1 protein-coding gene is annotated in these 1,231 nt (G+C 52.0%); it reads left to right on the top strand.

Annotated features, from left to right (window positions below; translation table 11 throughout):
- The gene (tuf, locus tag HMPREF1863_RS00870; RefSeq protein ID WP_068366358.1) at positions 1-1,194 is read left to right on the top strand and encodes an elongation factor Tu; all 1,194 of its coding nucleotides are present in this window, start codon (positions 1-3) and stop codon (positions 1,192-1,194) included.
- Positions 1,195-1,231: the final 37 nt, after the last annotated feature.

The following is a 1,231-nucleotide window of genomic DNA, read 5'->3' as shown; positions in this document are numbered from 1 at the left end:
ATGGCAAAAGGAAAATTTGAAAGAACCAAACCGCACGTAAACGTCGGCACCATCGGCCACGTTGACCACGGTAAAACCACCCTTACCGCAGCAATCACCCTTGTATTAAACAAGAGATTCGGCAGCGGCGAATTCGTCGACTACGCAAACATCGACAAAGCACCTGAAGAAAGAGAACGTGGTATTACCATTTCCACATCTCACGTAGAATACGAAACCGAAAAACGTCACTACGCACACGTAGACTGCCCGGGACACGCCGACTACGTTAAAAACATGATCACCGGCGCAGCACAAATGGACGGCGCCATCCTCGTAGTATCTGCAGCAGACGGCCCCATGCCCCAAACACGCGAACACATCTTACTTGCTCGCCAAGTAGGCGTACCCAAAATCGTCGTCTTCCTTAACAAACAAGACCAAGTCGATGACGACGAACTCATCGAACTCGTCGAAATGGAAGTACGCGACCTCTTAAGCGAATACGACTTCGACGGCGACAACACCCCTATCACCGTAGGCAGTGCCTTAAAAGCATTAGAAGATCCCGACAGCGAATGGGGCGACAAAATCGTAGCCCTCATGGATACCGTCGACGAATGGATCGACGATCCGGTACGTGACATCGATCACCCCTTCCTCATGCCCGTAGAAGACATCTTCACCATTACCGGCCGTGGAACCGTAGCAACCGGACGTGTCGAACGCGGCGTCATCAAAGTAAACGACAGCGTCGAAATCGTCGGCCTAACCACCGAAAAACGCACCGTCGTCGTTACCGGCGTCGAAATGTTCAGAAAACAACTCGACCAAGCCCAAGCAGGCGACAACGTCGGCTTACTCCTTCGTGGTGTCCAAAGAGACGACATCGAACGCGGCCAAGTATTGGCAGCACCGGGAACCATCCAACCCCACACCAAATTCGAAGCCGAAGTATACGTACTGAGCAAAGAAGAAGGTGGACGTCACACCCCGTTCTTCAACGGCTACCGTCCCCAATTCTACTTCAGAACAACCGACGTAACCGGCGACATCACCTTACAAGACGGCGTCGAAATGGTAATGCCCGGCGACAACGCTACATTCAAAGTAGAACTCATTACTCCCGTCGCAATGGACGAAGGCTTACGCTTCGCTATCCGCGAAGGCGGCCGCACCGTTGCATCCGGCGTAGTTTCCAAGATTGTAGAATAAGAGAAAACGAAAAGAGGCGCAAATGCGTCTCTTTTTT

Origin of the sequence: Aedoeadaptatus coxii (assembly GCF_001553115.1) — a bacterium.
Taxonomy (GTDB): domain Bacteria; phylum Bacillota; class Clostridia; order Tissierellales; family Peptoniphilaceae; genus Aedoeadaptatus; species Aedoeadaptatus coxii.
The sequence above is the reverse complement of the archived record's forward strand: the minus strand, read 5'-3'. Positions and strand labels throughout refer to the sequence as shown.